Source organism: Halorhodospira halophila SL1 (assembly GCF_000015585.1).
GTDB classification, from domain to species: domain Bacteria; phylum Pseudomonadota; class Gammaproteobacteria; order Nitrococcales; family Halorhodospiraceae; genus Halorhodospira; species Halorhodospira halophila.
This window is the reverse complement of record NC_008789.1, coordinates 667,717-690,986: the sequence shown is the minus strand read 5'-3', so window position 1 is coordinate 690,986 and position 23,270 is coordinate 667,717. Positions and strand designations below refer to the sequence as shown.

18 protein-coding genes, 7 tRNA genes and 1 pseudogene are annotated in these 23,270 nt (G+C 67.0%); 19 read left to right on the top strand and 7 right to left on the bottom strand.

Annotation, left to right across the window (positions count from 1 at the left end; translation table 11 throughout):
* Positions 1 to 2: 2 nt before the first annotated feature.
* Positions 3 to 218, top strand: a pseudogene (locus tag HHAL_RS12870) (tyrosine-type recombinase/integrase); the annotation flags it as partial.
* Between the two features lie 288 nt (positions 219 to 506).
* On the opposite strand, the gene HHAL_RS03135 reads toward HHAL_RS12870, so the two are convergent.
* The 4 genes from HHAL_RS03135 to HHAL_RS03120 form a co-directional block, all read right to left on the bottom strand.
* Positions 507 to 582: transfer RNA gene (locus tag HHAL_RS03135), tRNA-Lys, on the bottom strand.
* Between the two features lie 101 nt (positions 583 to 683).
* Positions 684 to 759, bottom strand: a tRNA-His gene (locus HHAL_RS03130).
* 35 nt (positions 760 to 794) lie between these two features.
* A tRNA-Arg gene (locus HHAL_RS03125) sits at positions 795 to 871 on the bottom strand.
* 41 nt (positions 872 to 912) lie between these two features.
* Positions 913 to 989, bottom strand: a tRNA-Pro gene (locus HHAL_RS03120).
* Positions 990 to 1,145: 156 nt separating this feature from the next.
* On the opposite strand from HHAL_RS03120, the gene folD reads away from it, so the two are divergent.
* The 4 genes from folD (at position 1,146) to HHAL_RS03100 (ending at position 4,757) form a co-directional block, all read left to right on the top strand.
* Entirely contained in the window at positions 1,146 to 2,018 is an 873-nt protein-coding gene (folD, locus tag HHAL_RS03115; protein ID WP_011813419.1) for a bifunctional methylenetetrahydrofolate dehydrogenase/methenyltetrahydrofolate cyclohydrolase FolD, read from the top strand.
* A gap of 37 nt (positions 2,019 to 2,055) precedes the next feature.
* Positions 2,056 to 2,433, top strand: coding sequence for a PilZ domain-containing protein (locus HHAL_RS03110; protein ID WP_011813418.1), 378 nt, complete (start codon positions 2,056 to 2,058; stop codon positions 2,431 to 2,433).
* A 291-nt stretch (positions 2,434 to 2,724) separates the two neighbouring features.
* Positions 2,725 to 3,321, top strand: coding sequence for an NAD(P)H:quinone oxidoreductase (gene wrbA, locus HHAL_RS03105; protein WP_011813417.1), 597 nt, complete (start codon positions 2,725 to 2,727; stop codon positions 3,319 to 3,321).
* A 65-nt stretch (positions 3,322 to 3,386) separates the two neighbouring features.
* Positions 3,387 to 4,757 (top strand): alanine/glycine:cation symporter family protein, encoded by a 1,371-nt coding sequence (locus HHAL_RS03100; RefSeq protein WP_011813416.1) that lies wholly within the window; start codon positions 3,387 to 3,389, stop codon positions 4,755 to 4,757.
* Positions 4,758 to 4,832: 75 nt separating this feature from the next.
* Here HHAL_RS03100 and HHAL_RS12495 read toward each other — a convergent pair whose 3' ends face one another.
* Both HHAL_RS12495 and HHAL_RS03090 read right to left on the bottom strand, forming a co-directional pair.
* A complete protein-coding gene (locus tag HHAL_RS12495) occupies positions 4,833 to 5,312 on the bottom strand; it encodes a flagellar basal body-associated FliL family protein (protein ID WP_011813415.1) in 480 nt (159 codons plus the stop codon).
* A gap of 53 nt (positions 5,313 to 5,365) precedes the next feature.
* The gene (locus HHAL_RS03090; RefSeq protein WP_011813414.1) at positions 5,366 to 6,190 is read right to left on the bottom strand and encodes a hypothetical protein; all 825 of its coding nucleotides are present in this window, start codon (positions 6,188 to 6,190) and stop codon (positions 5,366 to 5,368) included.
* Between the two features lie 162 nt (positions 6,191 to 6,352).
* Here HHAL_RS03090 and HHAL_RS03085 point away from each other — a divergent pair.
* From HHAL_RS03085 to HHAL_RS03045, 9 genes are all read left to right on the top strand, one after another.
* Positions 6,353 to 6,442, top strand: a tRNA-Leu gene (locus HHAL_RS03085).
* A gap of 83 nt (positions 6,443 to 6,525) precedes the next feature.
* Positions 6,526 to 7,836: a trigger factor gene (gene tig, locus HHAL_RS03080; protein WP_011813413.1), complete on the top strand. Its 1,311-nt coding sequence runs from the start codon at positions 6,526 to 6,528 to the stop codon at positions 7,834 to 7,836.
* A gap of 25 nt (positions 7,837 to 7,861) precedes the next feature.
* Positions 7,862 to 8,494, top strand: a complete 633-nt coding sequence (gene clpP / locus HHAL_RS03075) for an ATP-dependent Clp endopeptidase proteolytic subunit ClpP (protein WP_011813412.1) — start codon at positions 7,862 to 7,864, stop codon at positions 8,492 to 8,494.
* Between the two features lie 84 nt (positions 8,495 to 8,578).
* The gene (gene clpX, locus HHAL_RS03070; RefSeq protein WP_011813411.1) at positions 8,579 to 9,859 is read left to right on the top strand and encodes an ATP-dependent Clp protease ATP-binding subunit ClpX; all 1,281 of its coding nucleotides are present in this window, start codon (positions 8,579 to 8,581) and stop codon (positions 9,857 to 9,859) included.
* A gap of 124 nt (positions 9,860 to 9,983) precedes the next feature.
* On the top strand, positions 9,984 to 12,446 hold the full coding sequence (lon, locus tag HHAL_RS03065) for an endopeptidase La (protein WP_011813410.1): 2,463 nt from the start codon (positions 9,984 to 9,986) through the stop codon (positions 12,444 to 12,446).
* Between the two features lie 255 nt (positions 12,447 to 12,701).
* On the top strand, positions 12,702 to 12,974 hold the full coding sequence (locus HHAL_RS03060; protein WP_011813409.1) for an HU family DNA-binding protein: 273 nt from the start codon (positions 12,702 to 12,704) through the stop codon (positions 12,972 to 12,974).
* Between the two features lie 16 nt (positions 12,975 to 12,990).
* Positions 12,991 to 13,066 (top strand) — tRNA-Val (locus tag HHAL_RS03055).
* 47 nt (positions 13,067 to 13,113) lie between these two features.
* Positions 13,114 to 13,190: transfer RNA gene (locus HHAL_RS03050), tRNA-Asp, on the top strand.
* Between the two features lie 100 nt (positions 13,191 to 13,290).
* The gene (locus HHAL_RS03045) at positions 13,291 to 14,865 is read left to right on the top strand and encodes a peptidylprolyl isomerase (protein ID WP_011813408.1); all 1,575 of its coding nucleotides are present in this window, start codon (positions 13,291 to 13,293) and stop codon (positions 14,863 to 14,865) included.
* Positions 14,866 to 15,316: 451 nt separating this feature from the next.
* Here the strand turns inward: HHAL_RS03045 and HHAL_RS03040 are convergent, their stop codons facing one another.
* A complete protein-coding gene (locus HHAL_RS03040; RefSeq protein ID WP_011813407.1) occupies positions 15,317 to 16,108 on the bottom strand; it encodes an enoyl-ACP reductase FabI in 792 nt (263 codons plus the stop codon).
* 136 nt (positions 16,109 to 16,244) lie between these two features.
* On the opposite strand from HHAL_RS03040, the gene HHAL_RS03035 reads away from it, so the two are divergent.
* The 5 genes from HHAL_RS03035 (at position 16,245) to HHAL_RS03015 (ending at position 23,172) form a co-directional block, all read left to right on the top strand.
* Positions 16,245 to 18,074 carry an extracellular solute-binding protein gene (locus tag HHAL_RS03035; protein ID WP_200342970.1) on the top strand — a complete coding sequence of 610 codons (1,830 nt, stop codon included), beginning with the start codon at positions 16,245 to 16,247 and terminating at the stop codon, positions 18,072 to 18,074.
* Between the two features lie 12 nt (positions 18,075 to 18,086).
* The gene (locus HHAL_RS03030; RefSeq protein WP_041595024.1) at positions 18,087 to 19,175 is read left to right on the top strand and encodes a microcin C ABC transporter permease YejB; all 1,089 of its coding nucleotides are present in this window, start codon (positions 18,087 to 18,089) and stop codon (positions 19,173 to 19,175) included.
* Positions 19,176 to 19,179: 4 nt separating this feature from the next.
* Positions 19,180 to 20,223 (top strand): ABC transporter permease, encoded by a 1,044-nt coding sequence (locus tag HHAL_RS03025; RefSeq protein ID WP_011813404.1) that lies wholly within the window; start codon positions 19,180 to 19,182, stop codon positions 20,221 to 20,223.
* Positions 20,216 to 21,808 (top strand): ABC transporter ATP-binding protein, encoded by a 1,593-nt coding sequence (locus tag HHAL_RS03020; protein WP_011813403.1) that lies wholly within the window; start codon positions 20,216 to 20,218, stop codon positions 21,806 to 21,808. Before HHAL_RS03025 ends, HHAL_RS03020 begins: the two co-directional genes overlap by 8 nt.
* Before the next feature lie 128 nt (positions 21,809 to 21,936).
* Positions 21,937 to 23,172 (top strand): TsoY family (seleno)protein, encoded by a 1,236-nt coding sequence (locus HHAL_RS03015; protein ID WP_011813402.1) that lies wholly within the window; start codon positions 21,937 to 21,939, stop codon positions 23,170 to 23,172.
* Positions 23,173 to 23,270: the final 98 nt, after the last annotated feature.

Genomic DNA, 23,270 nt, shown 5'->3' with positions numbered 1-23,270 from the left:
ATCGGCTCCGCCACACATGCGCGAGCGAGATCGCTGCGCAACCGCAGCCGGACCTGCGCGGGTTGCAACAGCTCTTAGGGCATAGCAGCCTGATGACGACGATGCAGTACTTGGAACCCGATCTGGGCCAGTTGCATCGGTTGGTCGACAGTCTGCCGGACCCGCGCAGTCCGCATCGAGGTCCGGGTCGCGACCGTTCACAGGATGTCGATACTTGACTAGAGTGCCGGGAAGCGCTTAGTCATGTGTTGAGGTAACGCTGAGGGAGCTGCGGTGCATTGGGGTGCGCCGTAGTCGGTACAACGGGGGAGGTGCATCTTACCGAGACCGGATGAAGCCAGGATGAACGCTGAGGCGTCTTAGCCCCAGGGGTCTACAAGGAAGTGGGAGAAGGGCCGGTGGACGCAGCACCGGCCCCTTCGGAGCCCGCCAACGGGGAAGGAAAGCGGGCTCGCCCCTGGCTCGGACCTACCTTCGCATACCGGTGATGGCTGCGGGTCGTTGTCTGGTGGGCCGCGAAGGACTCGAACCTTCAACCTACTGATTAAGAGTCAGCTGCTCTACCAGTTGAGCTAGCGGCCCAGTGTTCGTTGCTTATTCTGCCAAGTCGTCCCTCGGCGGACAAGGTGCCCCGTGGACGGCGACGAAAACGGCCCGGCGGACCGGGCCTGCGCATCGAAAGATGGGGTGAGCGATGGGACTCGAACCCACGACCACCGGAGCCACAATCCGGGGCTCTACCAGCTGAGCTACGCCCACCACCGTTAACCTGTACCCTGCCTGCGCTGCGCTAGTGGCGCGCCCGGCAGGGTTCGAACCTGCAACCCTCGGCTTAGAAGGCCGATGCTCTATCCGATTGAGCTACGGGCGCAGTACTCGGCAGACCTTGCCACGACCTCCTGTTTGACCAGGTGGTCGGGGTGGAGGGATTTGAACCCCCGACTCCCTGCTCCCAAAGCAGGTGCGCTACCAGACTGCGCTACACCCCGTAGGGTCATCGCATGTCCGCGCTGACCGCTGCGGTCTAGATGCGGGATCATAGCGATCCCGCATCCCGGCGTCAATTCCCCCCGCCCGTGCCGCCGTTGCCGGCGCCCCTGCGGCGTGCGAAAATCCGCGTCTATTCGCGGTTTCTCGGGGGATTCATGCCTGCTCAGATCTTGGATGGGAAGGCCATCGCTGCCAAGCGTCGCGCGCTGGTGGGCGAGGCTGTCGGTCAGCGTATCGAACGCGGACTGCGTCGTCCCGGCCTCGCTGTCATCCTCGTCGGCCAGAACCCGGCCTCGGCGGTGTACGTCCGGAACAAGCGGCGCGCGTGTGAGGAGGCCGGTATCCTCTCCCGGGCCTACGATCTGGACGCCGATGTCAGCGAGGGCGAGCTGCTCGAGCGCATCGATCGGCTCAATGCCGACCCGGAGATCGATGGCATCCTCGTGCAGCTGCCGCTGCCCGGTCATATCGACGAGCAGACGGTCATCGAGCGCATCGATCCGGTCAAGGATGTCGATGGGTTTCACCCCGAGAATATGGGCCGTCTGGCGTTGCGGTTGCCGGGGCTGCGCCCGTGCACGCCGCGGGGTGTCATGACCCTGCTGCACCACACCGGCATCGAGCTGGAGGGGCGGGATGCGGTGGTTCTCGGTCAGTCGAACATCGTCGGTCGCCCCATGACCCTGGAGCTGCTCAATGCCCGGTGCACGGTCACGGTGTGCCACAGCCGCACCCGCAACGTGGCGGAGCGGGTCCGTCAGGCGGATCTGGTGGTGGCTTCGGTGGGCAAGCCGGGGCTGATCCAGGGCGACTGGATTGGAGAGGGGGCGGTGGTGATCGATGTGGGCATCAATCGCCTGGACAGCGGCAAGCTCACCGGTGATGTCGATTTCGAAGCGGCCAGTCAGCGCGCCTCGTGGATCACGCCGGTGCCTGGCGGGGTCGGTCCGATGACGGTGGCGACGCTCCTCGAGAACACCCTCGACGCGGCCCGCAACCGCGACGAACTCACGGCGGCGGCGTGCTAAGCTCACCACGGATGGTTTGACAGGGACAGGGAGTCGGATGGGCACGCAAGAAAAGCGCCGATTCAGCCGGGTGACCTTCCACGCGCCGGCTCGCCTGGTGGACGCCGACGGCCACGCGCGCGAGGTGGAGGTCCTGGATCTGTCCATGCGCGGTGCACTGGTGCGCCTCAGCGACGGGACCTCGCCAGAGGGCCTGCTCCGCGATCCCGAGAGCTTCTGGACGCTGGAGCTGTGGCTCAGCGACGTGGACCAGATCCGCATGGAGGTGCAGCCGGCGCACTGGCACGAGCGGGAAGTCGGTCTGCGCTGCGAGCGGATCGATCTGGACAGCATGGTCCACCTGCGCAGTCTGCTGGAGGCCAACCTCGGCGACGTCGATCTGGTCAACCGTGAGCTGATGCAGCTCGTCTCCTGACCTGCCCGAAGCCGCCTTCGGCGGTGCCTGCCACTAGCCAGTGTTCTGCAAGCCCGCGCTCAGGCCGGCGATGGTCATCTTGACGAGGGGGCCACGACCCGGGCGTCGCGGAGGGCGGCGATGTCGGAGAAGCGGGCGGCAAGCGGTTGCATGGCAAGGGCTCTCGGCGCTGGCGGTGATACACCGCAAGACACTCGGCGCCATCTTGCGCATTGTCAACGGATTCGCGATGCTCCCCGGGGGGCGATCAACCTCGTCACTGGGTTACCTAGCTACGGTCAGGGAGGTTCCATGAGCAAGGTCCTGGTTCTCTATTACTCCATGTACGGCCATGTCGAGACCCTCGCCCAGGCGGTCGCCGAGGGGGCCCGAGGGGCCGGTTCGGAGGTGGTGATCAAGCGTGTTCCCGAAACCATGCCCGAAGACGTGGCCCGGCAGGCGGGCGCCAAGCTCGATCAGGAGGCCCCCGTGGCCAGCCTGGAGGAGTTGGCGGATTACGACGCGATCCTTTTCGGTACGCCCACCCGCTTCGGCAACATGGCCGGACAGATGCGCAACTTCCTCGACCAGACCGGGTCGTTGTGGTTCAACGGCCAACTGATCGGCAAGGTCGGCAGTGTCTTCACCTCGACGGGCACAGGGGGCGGCAACGAGACGACGATCACCTCCTTCTGGCACACCCTGGCCCACCACGGCATGGTGATCGTCGGCCTGTCCTACGCTGCGCCGGAGTTGGCCGACTTATCGGTAGTCAAGGGCGGCAGTCCCTACGGCGCCGGTACCATCGCCGGCGGCGACGGCAGCCGTCAGCCGAACGAGCAGGAACTCGCCCTGGCGCGTTATCAGGGACGGCATGTGGCGGAGATCGCGCAACGTTTGCACGGCTGACGGGGGCGTCTGTCTTTATCCACCAGCGCGGCGGATAGGCCGCGTGACCAGCGGGAGGGCGAGCCATGGAGGCGGTGACCGCGTTTCTCGAGGCGGTTAGCGGTGTTGTCTGGGGGCCGGCGATGCTGGTGCTGCTGCTCGGCACCGGTCTTTATCTTTCCATCGGCCTCCGGGCCATGCCGATTCGACGGATTGGCTACGGGTTCCGCCGCATGTGGGGAGGGCGCGCCGAACGCCCCGATGAGCCCGGCGAGATCACGCCGTTTCAGGCACTGACCACCGCGCTCTCGGCGACCATCGGCACGGGCAACATTGCTGGTGTAGCCACGGCGATCACCCTGGGTGGCCCCGGCGCGGTGTTCTGGATGTGGATCACCGCGCTGGTGGGCATGGCCACCAAGTATGCCGAGGCCGTGCTGGCGGTGAAGTACCGTGAGACCGACGAGCACGGTCGCTACGTCGGTGGCCCGATGTACTACATCAAGAACGGCCTGGGCCCGCGCTGGGCATGGCTGGGGACGCTGTTCGCGGTCTTCGCCATGGTCGCCGCGTTCGGCATCGGCAACACGGTGCAGGCCAACTCGGTGGCCGATGTGGTCGAGTCCAACCTCATGGTGCCGCCCTGGCTCACCGGGCTGATCCTGGCCGGGCTGGTCTTCCTGGTGATCATCGGTGGCATCCGGCGCATCGCCCGGGTGGCCGAGCGCCTGGTCCCGACCATGGCGGCCATCTACGTCATCGGCGGTCTGCTGATCATCGGCTGGAACTTCACCGATGTCCCGGCGGCGCTCGGCCAGATCGTGACCGACGCCTTTACCGGTACGGCGGCCACCGGCGGGTTCGCCGGCGCCGCGGTGTGGGCAGCGATCCGCTTCGGTGTCGCCCGCGGCATCTTCTCCAACGAGGCCGGTCTCGGCTCGGCACCGATCGCCCACGCCGCGGCGCGGACCAAGAACCCGGTCCGTCAGGGCACGGTGGCGATGCTCGGCACCTTCATCGACACCATCATCGTCTGCACCATCACTGCGCTAGCCATCGTCCTGACCGGGGTGTGGACCAGCGGCGAGACCGGCGCGTCGCTGACCTCCATGGCCTTCGGCGAGGGCATCCCCGGCGGCAACTGGATCGTCACGGTGGGCATGATCCTGTTCGCGTTCACCACCATCGTCGCTTGGAGCTACTACGGCGAGCGCTGCGCTGCGTTCCTCTTCGGGGCGCGGGTGATCCTGCCCTACCGCTACCTGTGGGTGGCGCTCCTGCTGGTCGGTGCCGTGGCCGAACTCGGCGTGGTGTGGATCGTGGCCGATATCCTCAACGCGCTGATGGCGATCCCCAACCTGATCGCGCTGCTGGCGCTGTCGGGGACGGTCTTTGCCATTACCCGGTCGTATTTCGCCCCGGGTGGCGGCTCTGAGGAACCGCAGCGGTCGGAGTGATCGCCGCCGGAGCGGGTGGGGGCGCCGTCGGCTACGCCGGGGTGCCCCCACTCGGTTCGGCCGTCGCGCTCCGCTCTACTGCATGACCAGCCGTGTGAAGTAGAGGCCGGTCGCCGGCTCCTCGACCCCGTGTTCGTTGAGGATGGTGTTGACCCGCTCGAGGGCCTCCTCGCGCAGGTCGTCGCGCTGCTCGGCGCTGTTCAGCGTGGCAAAGGACTGGTCGGCGAGGAATAGCATCAGTTCGTCGCGGATTGCGGCCTGGTGGGTTTCGATCGCCTCGGTGACGGCGTGGGAGGCGGCGGCGATCTCCACCTCGGCCTCGAGGTATTGCGCCGGCCCGTCGCCGTCGAGGTTGACGGTCAGGGGCTGTTCTAGCTCGACGTAGCGGGCCTGCTCCAGGTCCGGTTCGCCCGGCTCCTGTTGGGATTCGGCAGGCTGCTCCGGGGTCATGCCCGGCGGGGTGAAGACGCCGGTGGCCATGGCCAGAACCAGGCCCAGGGTGGCGAGCATCAGGACGGCCAGGCCGCCCAGCAGAGCGATCAGACCTTTCGGCATGACGGCCTCCTTTGTAGGTCAGGCCACCCCGTGGGGTGGTGGCATCCGGTGGTTCAGCGGGCGCGGCTGTGGCGCTGGCGCTGGGCCTCTTCCTCCTCGTTAGCGCGTTCAGCGCTGGCCGCCGCGTAGTCCTTCAGCCGGGCCTGTCGCTCGCGGCGGCGGCGCAGCGCTGTCTCGTTGCGTTCGATGAGGTCGAAAATCCGGGTCATCGAGCCGTAGATCACATAGACGGGGTGATCGCGGCTGCGCTGCGGTTCCTCCGGGCCGTCGCCGGGCACCCACAGCACGCCGCGGGCGTTCAGGACGCCGGCAACCCGCGCACAGCGCTGCAGGGCCGGGGTGAACCCCAGGCTGGCGTGCTCCGGTGGGAGGACGTAGAGCGCGTACCGGGCCTCCTCGGTCTCGACGACGATGTTGGCGATGCCGGCGGAGGTCTCCACGTCGAACCGGTATCGGTGCGCCGGGGCGTTCTGGTCAATCCACTGGCGCAGCTCGTCGGAGATCCGCGACGGGTTCAGGCCCTTGGCGGCATCGCTGTTGCGCCGCGCCACCGCAGCGCGGCGCTCGCGCTCGCGGTGGAGTTCCGGCAGGGCGGTGCGCGCGGCCACGGCAGCGGCTACAGCGGCGGCGCCGAGGATGAGCGGCCAGGCGTAGCTGAGCAGGGTATGGGCCTCGGCGATCACGGGCAGCTGCGGCTGATCGATGAAGGTGGGCAGCAGGGCGAGGGCGGAGATCACCAGGGCCAGGTTCAGCCAGCGGCGGGCCGCCCGCCAGCGTCGCACCGCCGTGGGGTTGTCACGGGTGCGGTGGATGCGGTTTGTGGTGACCTCGCGCAGGGCGAGGAGCAGCACCAGGACCGTGATGGCGAGCAGTATCATCTTCCCTCTGTGCGCGCGCGGCGCCGACGATAGGCAGGAGGCCATGGTAGCGGACCGCGGCCGGCCCGCCGAGCCATCGGATGCGCATTGCGGGGAACGCGTCAACCGTTGTTATACTGATGCGGCGAAAGGCGTCAGGGCGACCCCGCACGACGCCAGTCTGCGAAAGTGGCGGAATCGGTAGACGCGCCGGGTTTAGGTCCCGGTGGGGTTGATAGCCCCGTGAGAGTTCGAGTCTCTCCTTTCGCACCAAGCAATTCGTGGCCGCGACGGCATGGGCCGCGCGGTAGCGCGAAACCGCAACCACCAAACGTTTGGATCCCAAGGACTTCCCGATGCAAGTTTCCGTGGAGACGACCGAAGGCCTGGGCCGCCGCATGACGGTCCAGGTCCCCGCCGAGCGCGTGGAGAACGAGGTAGAACGCCGGCTGAAGGACCTCAGTGGCCGCGTTAAGATGGACGGCTTCCGCCCTGGCAAGGTGCCGGTCAAGGTCGTTCGCAAGCAGTACGGCGCACAGGTGCGTAGCGAGGTGCTCAGCGAGGTGGTCCAGCAGACCTACTCCGAGGCCCTGGAGCAGGAGTCCCTGCGCCCGGCCGGTAACCCGCATATCGAGCCCAAGCGCACCGGCGAAGGGGAAGACCTGGAGTACGAGGCCTCCTTCGATGTGCTGCCCGAGATTGAGGTCGCGGGGCTGGACCAGATCCAGGTCGAGCGGCCCCAGGTCGAGATCACCGACGCCGACCTGGACAACGTCCTCGAGCGCCTGCGCAAGCAGCACGCCGATTACCAGGAGGTGGATCGGGCGGCCCAGGACGAGGACCGCGTGGTGATCGACTTCCACGGCACCATCGACGGCGAGGCGTTCACCGGCAACTCCGCCGAGGATGCGCCGCTGATCCTCGGTGCCGGGCAGTTGCCCGAGGCCTTCGAGCAGGGGCTGCAGGGGGCGAAGGCCGGCCAGGAGCTGACGGTCGAGCACAAGTTCCCGGACGAGCTCGCCGAGCCGAGCATCGCCGGCAAGACCGCCGTCTTCCAGGTGACGGTCAAGCGAGTGGAAGAGCCGCAGCTGCCGGAGCTGGATGACGACTTTGCGGCTCGCCTGGGTATCCAGGAAGGGGGCGTCGAGGCGCTGCGCGAGGCCGTGCGTGGCAACCTCGAGCGCGAGCGGCATCAGGCCGTGCGTCAGCGTCTCAAGCGACAGGTGCTCGATCAGCTGGCCGATCAGAATGAGCTGGAGCTGCCCAAGAGCCTGATCGACGGCGAGATCCAGGCCCTGCGGCAACAGTCGGGCGCCAGCGCCGAGGGCGAGCTGCCCGAGTCGGAGCGCTCGGCTTATGAAGACGTGGCGAGTCGCCGGGTCAAGCTGGGGCTGCTGGTCAACGAGCTGGTGCGCAGCCAGGGCATCCAGCTCGATCGCGAGCGCATGATGACCCAGCTGCGTGAGATGGCTGCCAACTCCGGCCAGGATCCGAGCGAAGCGCTGCAGCAGATTGCCCAGGACCGGCAGATGATGCAGAGCCTGGAGGCCTCGGTCATCGAGGAGCAGGTGGTCGACTGGCTGCTCGAGCAGGTGCAGACCGAAGACAAGACGCTGAGCTTCGACGAGCTCATGAACAGCGAGGACGGCGACCAGGCTTCGGCCTGAGTCGCGGCCCCGGGAGGCCAACGGCATGAGCGATACCCAGCAATCCGCCCCCGACATTTTCAACACCGGCCTGGTGCCGATGGTGGTCGAGCAGTCGGCGCGTGGCGAGCGGGCCTACGACATCTTCTCGCGTCTGCTCAAGGAGCGCGTGATCTTTCTGGTCGGCCCGGTGGAGGACTACCAGGCCAACCTGCTGGTGGCGCAGCTGCTGTTCCTCGAGTCCGAGAATCCGGATAAGGACGTGCACCTGTATATCAACTCGCCGGGCGGCTCGGTCACTGCCGGGCTGGCGATCTACGACACCATGCAGTTCATCAAGCCCGATGTGGCCACGCTCTGCGTGGGTCAGGCGGCGAGCATGGGCGCCCTGCTGCTGGCGGCTGGCGCGGAGGGCAAGCGCCACGCCCTGCCCAATTCGCGGATGATGATCCATCAGCCCCTCGGTGGTTTCCAGGGGCAGGCGACGGATATCGACATCCACGCCCGCGAGATCCTGAGCATGCGGGATCGGCTCAACACCATCCTGGCGCACCACACCGGGCAGGATATCGAGACCATCCGGCAGGACACCGATCGGGACAACTTCATGGCCGCCGAGGCGGCCGCGCAGTACGGCCTGATCGACCGGGTTCTGACCAGTCGCGGCGCCTCCGAGTGAGGCGCCGTGGGCTGGTTGCGTACCCGCTGAAAAGGGTGCATCGTTGATAAAGAATGATTCCAGTGCGCAAACCGAGGCCGTGGCATGACTGATCGAACTCAGAACAAGGGCGATGACAGCGGCAAGCTGCTGTACTGCTCCTTCTGCGGGAAGAGCCAGCACGAGGTCCGCAAGCTCATCGCCGGGCCATCGGTGTTCATCTGTGACGAGTGCGTCGAGCTCTGCAACGACATCATCCGCGAGGAGCTCCAGGAAGGTGCGGCGACGGAAGGCGGCGGGCTGCCCCGGCCCCACGAGATCAACCGCGAGCTCGACCAGTACGTCATTGGCCAGGAGCACGCCAAGAAGGTGCTCTCGGTGGCGGTGTACAACCACTACAAGCGCCTCGAGAGCCGGACCAGCCAGGACGATGTGGAGCTGACCAAGAGCAACATCCTGCTCATCGGCCCCACCGGCTCGGGCAAGACGTTGCTCGCCGAGACCCTGGCGCGGCTGCTCAACGTGCCGTTCACCATCGCCGACGCCACGACTCTGACCGAGGCCGGGTATGTCGGTGAGGATGTCGAGAACATCATCCAGAAGTTGCTGCAGAAGTGCGATTACGACGTCGAGAAGGCGCAGCACGGCATCGTCTACATCGACGAGATCGACAAGGTCTCGCGCAAGGCGGACAACCCGTCGATCACCCGGGACGTCTCCGGCGAGGGGGTGCAGCAGGCGCTGCTCAAGCTGATCGAGGGGACCACGGCCTCGGTGCCCCCGCAGGGTGGGCGCAAGCACCCTCAGCAGGAGTTCGTGCAGGTCGATACCAGCAACATGTTGTTCATCTGCGGCGGCGCTTTCGCCGGGCTCGACAAGGTCATCCAGGAGCGCTCCGAGCGGGGCGGGATCGGCTTCTCGGCCGAGATCAAGGGCGAGGGCGAGCGAGCTAGCGTCGGCGAGACGCTGCAGACCGTTGAACCCAGCGATCTGGTCCGCTACGGCCTGATCCCGGAGTTTGTCGGCCGGCTGCCGGTCATCGCGACCCTCAACGAGCTCGATCAGGAGGCCCTGGTGCAGATCCTCCGCGAGCCGAAGAACGCGCTGGTTAAGCAGTACCAGAAGCTCTTTGAGATGGAGGGTGTGGAGCTCGACCTGCGCGATGACGCCCTGCGGGCGGTGGCCGACAAGGCGATGGAGCGCAAGACCGGTGCCCGCGGGCTGCGCACCATCATCGAGCAGGTGCTGCTCGAGACCATGTACGAGCTCCCGTCCATGGAGAATGTCAGCAAAGTGGTGGTCGACGAGTCGGTCATCGCCGGCGACAGCGACCCGTACATCGTCTACGCGGGCCCCGAGCATTCCAAGGCGGCGTCCGACGAGTAGGGCGCCGCCGACTCGGCGCACCTTGAAACCCGCCCGTATCACCCCCATTCCGAACCCAGAGGAGGGGCGCGCGGCCACCGCCGCGCGCGTCCCGCCGTTCGCACGCCAATGAGGTTCGCATCCAATGGCTGAGCCAACCGCTCACAATCCCGAATCCCCGCAGACCGTCACCCAGGCGCCGGTTTTGCCGCTGCGCGACGTGGTGGTCTATCCGCACATGGTCATCCCGCTGTTCGTTGGGCGGGAACGCTCCATCCACGCCCTCGAGGCGGCCATGGAGCAGGACAAGCGGATCTTCCTGATCGCCCAGCGCAGCGCCGAGGTCGATGACCCGGGTGTCGAAGAACTCTATGGCTACGGCACCGTGGCCTCGATCCTGCAGATGCTCAAGCTCCCCGACGGTACGGTGAAGGTGCTGGTCGAGGGCGGGGAGCGGGCGCGCCTGGTCGAGCTGCTCGATAGCGGCGAATACCTCTCGGCCCATCTGGTTACGGTGCCCGAGCCGCAGCCCAGCGACGAGGACCGCGAGCTGGAGGTGGTGGCGCGGTCCGCGACCAACGTGTTTGAGCAGTACGTCAAGCTCAACAAGAAGATCCCGCCGGAGATTCTCTCTTCGCTTTCCGGGATCGAGGAGCCCGGCCGACTGGCTGACACCATTGCTGCGCACATGGCGCTGAAGGTCGAGGAGAAGCAGAAGGTCCTCGAGATGGAGGGCCCGCGCGAGCGCCTCGAGCACCTGATGGGCCTGATCGAGGGGGAGATCGACATCCTCCAGATCGAGAAGCGCATCCGCGGGCGCGTCAAGCAGCAGATGGAGAAATCCCAGCGGGAGTACTACCTCAATGAGCAGATGAAGGCCATCCAGAAGGAGCTGGGTGAGCTGGAGGACGTGCCCAACGAGGTCGAGGACCTCGAGAACAAGATCGACCAGGCCGGGATGCCGCAGCAGGCCCTGGACAAGGCGAAGCAGGAGCTGAACAAGCTCAAGATGATGTCGCCGATGTCCGCCGAGGCCACCGTGGTGCGCAATTACCTCGACTGGCTGGTGAGCCTGCCCTGGAAGGACAAGACGCGCGTGCGGCACGATCTCAAGCACGCCGCCAAGGTCCTCGATCAAGACCACTACGGCTTGGACAAGGTCAAGGAGCGCATCCTCGAGTACCTGGCCGTGCAGCGACGGGTGCGCAAGCTCAAGGGGCCGATCCTCTGTTTGGTTGGGCCGCCGGGTGTCGGCAAGACGTCGCTGGGGCAGTCCATCGCCCGGGCCACCAACCGCAAGTTCACCCGCATGTCCCTCGGTGGTGTGCGCGACGAGGCAGAGATCCGTGGCCACCGCCGCACCTACATCGGCTCGCTGCCGGGCAAGATTGTGCAGAACCTGAGCAAGGCGGGTAAGCGCAACCCGCTGTTCCTGCTCGATGAGGTGGACAAGATGGCCATGGACTTCCGGGGCGACCCGTCCTCGGCCCTGTTGGAGGTCCTGGATCCGGAGCAGAACAGCAGCTTCAGCGACCACTACCTTGAGGTCGACTTCGATCTCTCCGACGTGATGTTCGTCTGCACGGCGAACACCATGAACATCCCGGCGCCGCTGCTCGACCGCATGGAGGTCATCCGCCTGCCGGGCTACACCGAGGAGGAGAAGCTCGCCATCGCGCAGAGCTATCTGCTGCCCAAGCAGATGAAGGCCAACGGCATCCGCAAGGGCGAGCTGGACGTCAAGGAGAGTGCCATCCGCGACGTCATCCGCTACTACACCCGTGAGGCCGGCGTGCGAAATCTGGAGCGGGAGCTGGCGACGGTCTGCCGCAAGGTGGTCAAGGGGCTGGTCGAGGGCGAGTCCAAGGGCCGCAAGCGCAGCGCCGGCGTGCAGGTGACCCGCCGCAATATCGACAAGTACCTCGGGGTGCGCCGCTACCGCTTCGGGGTCGCCGAGACCGAGGATCGCATCGGCCAGTCCACCGGTCTGGCCTGGACCGAGGTCGGTGGCGAGTTGCTGACCATCGAGGTGGCTGTGGTGCCCGGCAAGGGGCGGGCGACGCAGACCGGACAGCTCGGCGACGTCATGAAGGAGTCCATCGACGCTGCCACCACCGTGGTGCGCAGCCGGGCCCGCACCCTGGGACTGGATCCGGAGTTCTACACCAAGAACGACTACCACATCCACGTCCCCGAGGGGGCCATCCCCAAGGACGGTCCGTCGGCTGGCACTGGCATGTGTGTCGCCCTGGTCTCGGCCTTGACCGGCATCCCGGTGCGGGCGGGCGTGGGCATGACCGGTGAGATCACCCTGCGCGGCGAGGTGTTGCCCATCGGTGGGCTCAAGGAGAAGCTTCTGGCCGCCCTGCGGGGCGGCATCGACACGGTGCTGATCCCGTCGGAGAACGAAAAGGATCTGGCGGATGTGCCCAAGGACGTGAAGTCGAAGCTCGACATCCGGCCGGTGCGCTGGATCGACGAGGTCCTCGAGGTGGCCCTGACCCGTCAGCCTGAACCGCTCCCGGCCCCGGAGGGTGAAGGCGATGCCGACGCGGCCACGCGCGTGGCAGTCGGCGAGGGGGAGGGTGACCCCAAGCGGCCACACTGAGGCGGTGCCGCCCATTTGACAGTCTGGAAAAGCCGCTGCTATAACGCCGGCAACTGGGCGCCCGGGCCCCGAAGCCCGGGGCGGCGACGTCGGCGCTGCCTAGGGATGTGATACACCGGGTAACGCTGTGGAAGCGCGCTGCGCCGTGGTAGGGTTGGGATCGCAGGGGGTCGTCAGGGTGTGTCCGGCGCCCTCGGCCTGAACGGGCCAGCCACGCCAGCATCGAGTCAAAAAAACCGAAAAGGGGACACGGGGATGAACAAGAGTGAGCTCATCGAGGCGGTAGCCGACTCCGCGGATCTTTCCAAAGCCGCTGCCGCGCGCGCCGTCGACGCGATGGTCGAGTCCGTCACTGACGCCCTGCGCGAGGGCGACCAGGTCACGCTGGTCGGGTTCGGCACCTTCACCGTCCGCGAGCGGGCCGCCCGCACCGGTCGGAACCCGCGCACCGGCGAGAGCATCGACATCCCGGCGTCAAAAGTACCGGGCTTCAAGCCTGGCAAGGCGCTCAAGGATGCGATAAACTAAAGAGCTTATTCGGTTCGGGTGGTTAGCTCAGTTGGGAGAGCGTCGCCCTTACAAGGCGAATGTCGGGGGTTCGAATCCCTCACCACCCACCAGGGGTAGACAAGCGGCAAAAAGTTGTTACAATAATCGACGTAATCACGGAGCGGTAGTTCAGTTGGTTAGAATGCCGGCCTGTCACGCCGGAGGTCGCGGGTTCGAGTCCCGTCCGCTCCGCCAAAAAGTACGCGGCCCAATCGGCCGCAACAAAGAAGGCGCCCACAGTGGCGCCTTTTTTGTATCCTGATCCCCCACATCAGCACTCGGCGGAAGACAAGGCATGCTTCAGGCGATTCGTGACGGCATCAAGGGCTGGATTGCGTGGGTCATCATCGGGTTCATCGCCCTGCCGTTCATCTTCATGGGTGGCTACGAGTACTTCGGTGGTGGCCAGGACGATGCAGTGGTCGCCCGCGTTGATGGCGAAGAAATCCCGCGCTCCCAGATCGATCAGGCCGTCGAGCGCCAACGCGCGCAGTTGCGCGAGATGTTTGGCGGCGACCTGCCGGATGGCGCCTTCGACGGCGCCGCGCTACGCCGCGAGGCCCTGGAGCAGCTGATTGACGAGCAGCTGTTGCACGCCTACGTGGGCAAGCAGGGGCTGCGGGTCACGGATCAGGAGGTGGCGCAGACCATCCGCGGCCAGGAGATCTTCCACGAGGGCGGGCAGTTTTCCCGGGCCCGATATCAGACCCTGCTCGAGCGCAACCGCCTCACGCCCGAGGACTACGAGGGGCTCGTCCGGCGGGATCTGAAGGCTGACCAGTTTCAGCAGGCGGTCTTCGCCAGCAGCATCAGCACCCCCTCGCAGCTCGAGCGGCTGGTACGTCTGCAGGATGAGTCGCGCAGCTTTAGCTATGTGGAGATCGACGCCGACCGGTACACCGACGAGGTCAGCGTCGACGACGCCGAGGTCGAGGCCCATTACGAGGCCCACACCGATGACTACATGGCCCCGGAGGCGGTGCGTCTCGAGTATGTCGAGCTCGGGCCGCTGGCCCTGCGGGATCAGGTCGACGTCGACGACGAGACGCTGCAGGAGCGCTACGACGAGCGCTACGGCGACGACGATGACCCGCCAACGTTCGATGACGTCCGCGAGGAGCTGTTGGCCGACTCTATCCGTGAGCAGTACCGCACGGAGCTGATCGAGGCCGGCGACGAGCTCGGCAACATCGCCTTCGAGCAACCCGACAGCCTGGAGCCGCTTGTCGACACCTTCGGGCTGGAGGTCCGCACCAGTGACTGGATCGACCGCGACGGCGGCGAAGGGATTGGCGATCTCTCCGAGGTGGTGGAGGAGGCCTTCAGCGAGGACGTGCTCGAGCACGGTTACAACAGCGACCTGATCCGCGTCGACGAGGATCGTTACCTGGTGGTCCGGCTGCTTGAGCACCGCGAGGCGGAGCCGAAGCCGCTGGAAGAGGTGGCGGATACCATCCGCGAGCAGCTTCGGCAGGAGCGCGCTGCCGACCTCGCCCGGGAACGGGCCGAGGAGCTGGTCGCTCGGCTGCGCGACGGCGACTCTCTGGATGAGCTGGCCGAGGAGCTGGAGGTCGAGCGCTTCACTGTGGAAGACGCCTACCGGGACGATCGCAGCCACCCGGAGGCCGTGGTGCGTGAGGCCTTTGCCCTGGAGGTGGACGGCTACGCCCGGGTGGAGCTGGATGACGGCTCCGCGGCGCTGCTCCGCCTGGATGGGATCAGCCGCGGCGATCCGGAAGGGCTTTCGGCCCAGGAGCGGCAGCAGTTGCAGCAGCAGCTCCAGCGCATGGCGGGCGACTCGGAGGTGCGGGCGCTGATCCGCGCGTTGCGCGCCGAGGCGGAGATCGAGATCGCCCGCGAGCGCCTCTAGCGCGGGGCGGCGGCTGCGTCGGGACCCCTGTCAGGCGCCGGGCGACGGTGGAGGGCGGCGGACGGGCATGTCACGGTGGCGTGGGGCGCGGTGAGGCCCCCCGTCACCGGGGGCATTGAGCGCGCCGAGCAGCGTAGCCCGAGCGGGGAAAAGCGCCGACGCTGGGCGTCGGCGCTTTTAGCGAGGTGTTGTCCGAGCGAAGCGTCAGCGGAGCGAGTTAAGCGAGCGACCCGCGCGGGCGAGCCGCGCAGGGGACCGCAAAGCGGCGCGCTCGTCCGCCCCCGGTGACGGGGGGCTCACCGCTCCCTGGATGGCGCGACGATCCCGTCAGGCGCCGCTCTTCACCGTCATCCAGCGTCCGCGGCGCGACACGGCCCAACGTAAAAGGCCCCGCAGCTCACGCCGCGGGGCCTTTCTGGTTCAGCGCCGGATTGCCGTGCGGCCCGGCGCCTTAGAGCTCCGCGCCCGACAGGGCGACGCAGTGGAAGCCGCCGTCGACGTGCACCACCTCGCCGGTAACCCCCGAAGCCAGGTCCGAGCAGAGGAACGCGCCCACGTGCCCCACCTCCTCGGTGGAGACGTTCTTGCGCAACGGCGCCGCCTGCTCGTTGAAGTTCATCATCTGTTTGAAGCTGCCGATCCCCGAAGCCGCCAGCGTCCGGATCGGCCCGGCCGAGATGGCGTTGACCCGGATGCCCTCCGGACCCAGATCTGCGGCCATGTAGCGGGTGGTCGACTCCAGGCTGGCCTTCGCCGCACCCATGACGTTGTAGTTGGGCAGGGCCCGCTCGCCGCCGAGGTAGGTCAGGGTGAGCAACGACCCCTGACGCTGGCGCAGCATCTCCCGCCCGCAGCGCGCCAGGGCCACGAAGCTGTACGCCGAGATCTCGTGGGAGGTTCGGAAGCCCTCGCGCGTGGTGTTGTCCACGAACGAGCCGGCGAGCTCCTCGCGCGGTGCGAAGGCCACGGCGTGGACGATGCCGTCGATGCCATCGGTCCAGTGCTTGCTAAGCTCAGAGAAGACCGACTCGATCTGCTCGTCGGAGCTGACATCGCAAGGGAAGACCAGCTCGCTGTCCACCGACGCGGCCAGCTTGGTCACCCGGTCCTGGAGCTTTTCGTTCTGATAGGTGAAGGCGAGTTCGGCGCCTTGCTGGTGCATCGCCTCGGCGATGCCCCAGGCGATGGAGCGGTCACTGGCGACACCGACGACGAGGATGCGCTTGTTCTGCAGGAATCCCATATCTGCTCTCCGGCAACTGTTGCTTGCTTGCGCGTGCCAAGGGCGAAACGCCGGGGATGATAACATGTCGAGCATGCTCCCATTCCCCCGCAGGCGCTGCGCTCCCCGGCATTCTCCGCCCTGTTGGGCGGCCGTGATGGCGGCGGTGTTCCTGACGGTTCTGCTCCCGCTCTCCGCCGCGACCGGCAACGAGGAGGACGCCCCGGGCGTCCACGGCCTGGCGTTGCACGGCGAGCCCAAATACCCGCCGGACTTCTCCCACTTCGACTACGTCAACCCGAAGGCCCCCAAGGGGGGTACGGTCATCCGCGAGGCGCGGGGGAGTTACGATAGCCTCAACGGCTACATCCTGCGCGGGACCAAACCGCCGGGTCTGGGGATGGTGATCGATACCCTGATGGTCCACGCCGATGATGAACCGTTTTCTGTCTACGGGCTGATCGCCGAACGCGTGGAGGTGGCCGAGGACAACGCCTGGGTCGAGTTCAAGCTGCGTGAGGAGGCCCGTTTCCACGACGGTGAACCGATCACCGCCGATGACGTGGTCTTCAGTTTCGAAGTGCTCCGTGAGCACGGGCACCCCAGGTTGCGCTCCTACTACCGCCACGTCGAGTCCGCCGAGGCCGAGGGTCGTCATCGGGTGCGTTTCGAGTTCGCCCACGCCGGCAATCCCGAATTGCCGCTGATCATGGGCGAGCTGCCGGTGCTGCCTCAGCATTACTGGGAGGAACGCGATTTCAGCCGGACCACCATGCAGCCGCCGTTGGGCAGTGGGCCCTACCGGATCGCCGAGGCCCGTCCCGGGCGCAGCATCACCTACGAGCGGGTGGAGGACTACTGGGCGGAAGACCTGCCCGTGCGTCGCGGGCGGTTCAATTTCGACCGCCTGCGCTACGACTTTTACCGAGACGCCACCGTTGCGCTGGAGGCCTTCCGCGCCGGGGAGTTCGATCTGCGCGAGGAGTATACTGCCCGCCACTGGGCCACCGGTTACGAGACCTCGGCGCAGCGCGAAGGACGCATGGTTCTCGAGGAGATCGAGCACAGCCGCCCGGCGGGGATGCAGGGGTTCGTCTTCAACACCCGTCGCCCGGTCTTCGAGGACCGCGAGGTGCGTCGGGCACTGAGCTACGCCTTCGACTTCGAGTGGACCAACCGCCAGCTGTTCCACTCGGCGTATACGCGTACGGCGAGCTACTTCGAAAACTCGGAGTTGGCAGCTCGCGGTGCACCGGGCGAGGCCGAGCAGGCGATCCTCGCCCCCTTCCGGGAGGAGCTCCCCGAGGCGGTCTTCGAGCCGTACCGGCCGCCGGTCACCGACGGCTCGGGCTGGAACCGCGAGAATCTGCTCAAGGCGCTCCGCATCCTCAAGGAGGCCGGCTGGTCGGTGGGGGACGACGGCATCCTGCGTCACCGGGACAGCGGTCGGCCGCTGGTCTTCGAGCTGCTCCTGGTCAACCCGAGCTTCGAGCGCGTGGCCCTGCCGTTCGTCCAGAACCTTCGGCGCATCGGAGTCCTGGCGCGGGTGCGCACGGTGGATACCACCCAGTACCAGTACCGGCTGGATCACTTCGAGTTCGATATGGCTGTGGTGGTGCTGCCGCAATCGCCCTCGCCGGGTCACGAGCAGGCCATGTACTGGAGTTCCGAGGCCGCTGACGAACCGGGCAGCCGGAACTACGCCGGGGTGCGGGACCCGGTGGTCGACGAACTGGTCGAACGCCTGGTCTCCGCTGAGGATCGCGATGAGCTGGTCCACCTGACCCGCGCCCTGGACCGCGTCCTACTCGCCGGCCACTACGTGATCCCCAACTGGCATACCCCGGTCCATCGGGTCGCCTACTGGGACAAGTTCGGGCGGCCGGAGACGGCCCCGAAGTACGGACTGGGGTTCGATACCTGGTGGGTCGACCCGGACAAGGAGCAACGGCTGCGCGAGGCCAACGGCCCGCGGTCGGTCCGATAGCGGATGGGGAATATGCCGGCCTATATCCTGCGTCGCCTGCTGCTGATGATCCCGACCCTGCTCGGGATCATGGTCATCAACTTTTTGATTGTGCAGGCCGCCCCGGGCGGGCCCATCGAGCGGATCACCGCTGAGCTGGCCGGCACCGGGGTCGAGGCGACCGCCCGCGTGGCCGGCTCCGGCGGCGAGGTGGGGGCGGCCTTCGGCGAGGCCGAGGGTGGCTATCGCGGTGGTCACGGCATGGACCCAGAGCTGCTCGCCGAGCTGGAACGGCAGTTCGGTTTCGATCTGCCTGCCCACGAGCGGTTCCTGACCATGATGGGCAATTACCTGACCCTGGACTTCGGCGACAGCTTCTACCGGGATCAGTCGGTCCTCGAACTCATCGCCGAGGCGCTGCCGGTATCCATCTCCCTGGGGCTGTGGACCCTGTTGCTGGTCTATCTTATCTCCATCCCGCTGGGCATCCGCAAAGCGGTGCGCGACGGATCGCCCTTCGATGTCTGGACCTCGGCGCTGGTGATTATCGGTTATGCCGTGCCGGGGTTCCTGTTCGCCATCCTGTTGATCATCCTCTTTGCGGGGGGCACCTATCTCGACCTCTTCCCGCTGCGCGGACTGGTCTCCGAGGGGTGGGCGGAGCTCTCCTGGCCCATGCGCATCCTCGACTACCTGCACCACATCGCCTTGCCCGTGTTGGCCATGGTCATCGGCGGCTTTGCCGGGCTGACCATGCTCACCAAGAACTCCTTCCTTGAAGAGATCCACAAGCAGTACGTGGTGACCGCCCGTGCCAAGGGGGTCACCGAGCGCCGGGTGCTGTACGGCCACGTCTTCCGCAACGCCATGCTCATCGTTATCGCCGGCTTCCCGGCGGCCTTCGTCTCGACCCTGTTCACCGGTGCGCTGCTCATCGAGGTGATCTTCTCGCTGGAGGGGCTGGGGCTGCTCGGGTTCGAGGCGGCGGTGGACCGGGATTACCCGGTGATGTTCGGGACCCTGTTCATCTTCACCCTGCTCGGGCTGGTGCTGAACCTCGTCGGCGATCTGATGTACGTCGCCGTCGACCCGCGCATCGATTTCGAGACCCGGGAGGTCTGAGCCGGTGGGTCCGTCCCTGTCGCCGATCAATCAGCGTCGCCTGGCCCGGTTCCGTGCCAACCGTCGCGGTTGGTGGGCACTGTGGATCTTTGTCGGGCTGTTTGTGGTCAGCCTGTTCGCCGAGCTCATCGCCAACGACCGGCCACTGGTGGTCTGGTTCGAGGGCAGCCTGTACTTCCCGGTGGTCGAGTCGATCCCGGAGACGGAGTTCGGCGGCGAGCTGCCCACGGAGGCGGTCTACCGGGACCCGCACGTGCAGGGGCTGATCGATGCCGGGGGCTGGGCGCTGTGGCCCCCCATCCGCTACAGCTACGATACCGTGCACTACGGCCTGCCGGAGCCAGCCCCGGCGCCGCCCTCGGCGGAGAACTGGCTGGGGACCGACGATATGGGTCGGGATGTGTCGGCGCGCATCCTCTACGGGTTCCGGATCTCGGTGGTCTTCGCACTGCTGCTGACCGTGGCCAGCTCGGTGATCGGCGTGGTGGTGGCCGCGCTGCAGGGGTATTTCGGCGGTAAGACGGATCTCTTTGGTCAGCGGATCGTCGAGATCTGGTCGGGCCTGCCGGCGCTCTACATCATCATCATCGCCTCGGCGCTGATCGAGCCCAGCTTCTGGTGGCTGCTGTTCATCCTGCTGCTGTTCCAGTGGGTCAGCCTGGTGGGGGTGGTGCGCGCCGAGGTGCTGCGTGCGCGGAATCTGGAGTACGTCAAGGCGGCCCGGGCGCTGGGGGCAGGGCACCTGCGGGTGCTGTTCCGCCATGTGCTGCCCAACGCCATGGTGGCCACGCTGACCTTCCTGCCGTTCATCATGAACGGCTCGATCACCACGCTGACCTCGCTGGACTTCCTCGGCTTCGGCCTCCCCCCGGGGTCGCCGTCGCTGGGGGAGCTGCTGCAGCAGGGCAAGGACAATCTGCACGCGCCCTGGCTGGGCATCTCGGCCTTTCTCAGCCTGGCGCTGTTGCTGTCGCTGCTGATCTTCGTCGGCGAGGCGGCCCGCGACGCCTTCGATCCGCGCAAGGCGCAGGGGGGCGACCGTGGTTGAGCCGTTGCTGAGCATCCGTGACCTGCAGGTGGCCTTCGGCGATGCTGCACCGGCGGTGCGCGGGGTGGATCTGGAGATCGCCGCTGGTGAGACCGTCGGCCTGGTCGGGGAGAGCGGCTCGGGTAAGTCGGTGACCGCGCACTCGGTACTGCAGCTGCTGCCGTACCCGTGGGCGCGGCATCCGGCCGGCTCGATCCGCTTCCGCGGCCGCGAGCTGCTCGGCGCTCCTGAGCCGGTACTCCGCGAGCATCGCGGGGGGCGCATCGGCATGATCTTCCAGGAGCCGATGAGTTCGCTCAATCCGCTGCACACGGTGGAGAAGCAGATCCGCGAGACCCTGCTGGTCCATCGCGGTCTGGACCGGACGGCAGCCCGGCGTCGGGTGCTGACCCTGCTCGAGCAGGTCCAGCTTCCCGACCCGCAGCGGATGCTCACCGCCTACCCCCACCAGCTCTCCGGTGGACAGCGTCAGCGGGTGATGATCGCCATGGCCCTGGCCAACGAGCCCGATCTGCTCATTGCTGACGAACCCACCACGGCCCTGGATGTGACCGTTCAGTCGCAGATCCTGCGCCTGCTCGCCGACCTCCAGGCGCGGCTGGGCATGGCCCTGCTGTTCATCACCCACGACCTGGACGTGATCCGGCTGGTGGCCGATCGGGTCTGCGTCATGCGCCAGGGCGAGATCGTCGAGCGCGCCGAGGCAAAGCGCCTGTTCAGTCGTCCCGAGCACCCCTACACCCGGCAGTTGCTGGCTGCCCGGCCCGCCGGGGAGCCGGTGGCGGCCGACCCGCAGGCGCCCGCGCTCCTGCACGGCGAGGGCATCCGGGTGCACTTCCCGGTGCGCGGCGGCCTGCTGCGCCGACCGGTGGACTGGGTCCGTGCCGTGGATGGCATCGACATCACCCTGCGCGCCGGGCAGACGGTGGCGGTGGTGGGCGAGAGCGGTTCCGGCAAGTCGACCCTGGGGCTGGCGCTGCTTCGTCTGGAGCGCAGCCACGGCTCCATCCGTTTCCGCGGCGAGGAGCTACAAGGGCGCACGGCGCGGCAGCTGCGCCCCTACCGCAGCGCCCTGCAGATCGTCTTCCAGGACCCCTACGGCAGCCTCTCGCCGCGCATGTCGGTGGGCGACATCGTCGGCGAGGGGCTCGACCTCCACCATCCGCGCCTCGGTCGCGATGAGCGTAGGGCACGCATCGTGCGGGTGCTCGAAGAGGTCGGGCTCGACCCCGAGACCCGCCATCGCTACCCCCACGAGTTCTCCGGCGGGCAGCGTCAACGGATTGCCATTGCCCGGGCGCTCGTCCTCGAGCCGCAGGTGGTTGTTCTCGACGAGCCGACCTCAGCGCTGGATGTCTCGGTGCAGGCGCAGATCGTCGATCTGCTCCGCGATCTGCAGCGCCGCCATGGCCTGGCCTACCTCTTCATCAGCCACGACCTACAGGTGGTCCGCGCCCTGGCCCACGAGGTCATCGTCATGCGGGCCGGCCGGGTGGTCGAGCGCGGGCCGGCCGCATCGGTGTTCGGCGCGCCGCAAACGGCGTACACCCAGGCCCTCCTGGCTGCCGCCTTCCTCTCCAGCTGATTCCCCTCGCGGGGTGCGCGGTCACCCCTTTGACCTAATTTCGAATATACGCATACAATCGTATTCAAGAACGTTGATGCGGTCGCAAGCCACCCGAATCGGCAACCTGACAACGCAAGGGAGGAACCATGTTCCATCGACTGCCCAAGGACCTGGGGGAGAATTACTCCCCGCTCTACTGGCTCGCGGCGCTCGGCGCCGGCGGGCTGACCGTGTCGTTCTTCATGTGGCTGATGTTCTGGGTGCCGTCCGAGGGGATGGTGCCGTTCTTCGAGGATATCGCCGCCGCCCTGCAGAGTGGCCACACCGGCCTGCAGACGGCTATCGTGCTGGCCTGGGCGGGCATCCTGGCGATGGCGTTCATCCACTTCCGGCTGCTGTTCTGGAATATCCGCGAGCATCGGCGGTTCCTCAGGACGGATGCCTACCTCAAGAACATGCGCGGCAACCGGACGGAGGTGCAGCTGCTCGCCGCGCCGCTGACCGTGGCCATGACCATCAACGTGGGCTTCGTCCTCGGCATGGTCTTCGTCCCGGGACTGTCGGCCATCGTCGAGTGGCTCTTCCCCGCGGCCATGGTCGCCTTCCTGGTCGTCGGCGGCTGGGCCCTGCGCCAGCTCGGCGATTTCTGGGGCCGGGTGCTTACCGAGAGCGACTGTGATTGCGCCGCCGACAACAGCCTGGCTCAGGCGCTGCCGGCCTTTGCCCTGTCGATGGTGGGCGTCGGCCTGGCGGCACCGGCGGGGATGAGCAGCGTCCCGGCCACGGCGGCGTTCAGTCTGGCGCTGTCCAGCTTCTTCCTCATCGCTGCGGTGATCACCGGCGCGGTCATGCTGGTCCTCGGGATCCGCGCGATGATGGAGCAGAACGCCAATCCGATCAGTGCCCCCAGCCTGTGGATCGGCGTGCCTGTGCTGACCATCATCGGCATCACTCTGGTGCGCCAGACGGCGGGCATCGAGGCCCACTTCGGGGCTGAGGCCGGCGGGGTCCAGACCCTGGGGCTGCTGACCTACTTCCTGGCTGCGCAGGTGGCACTGCTGCTGCTGGGCTGGGTGGTCCTGCGCCGGTTCAACTACTTCGGCCGCTTCGTGGTGGGCCCTGAGCGCTCGGCCGGCTCCTACACGCTGGTCTGCCCGGGGGTGGCGCTGGCGGTGATGATCCACTTCTTCACCAACGTCGGTCTGGCGCACCACGGCGTCATCGAGACCTACGGGGCCGCCTACTGGGCGCTGACGGCCATCGCCCTGACGGTGCAGGCGGCGACGATCGGGCTGGTCCTCCAGCTCAATCGCAAGCACTTCCGGGTGGACGCCGGGTCCCGGCAGCAGTTCGGCGCCTCCGCCGCCGGTTCGTCCTCCTGAGGCCCTCAAGTCGGCGGGCTATCCGACGACAACGGGGGTAAGGCAAAGATAGGACCTGGAACCCGGCACGCGGGTTGCAGGTCCTACTCGTAACCGGC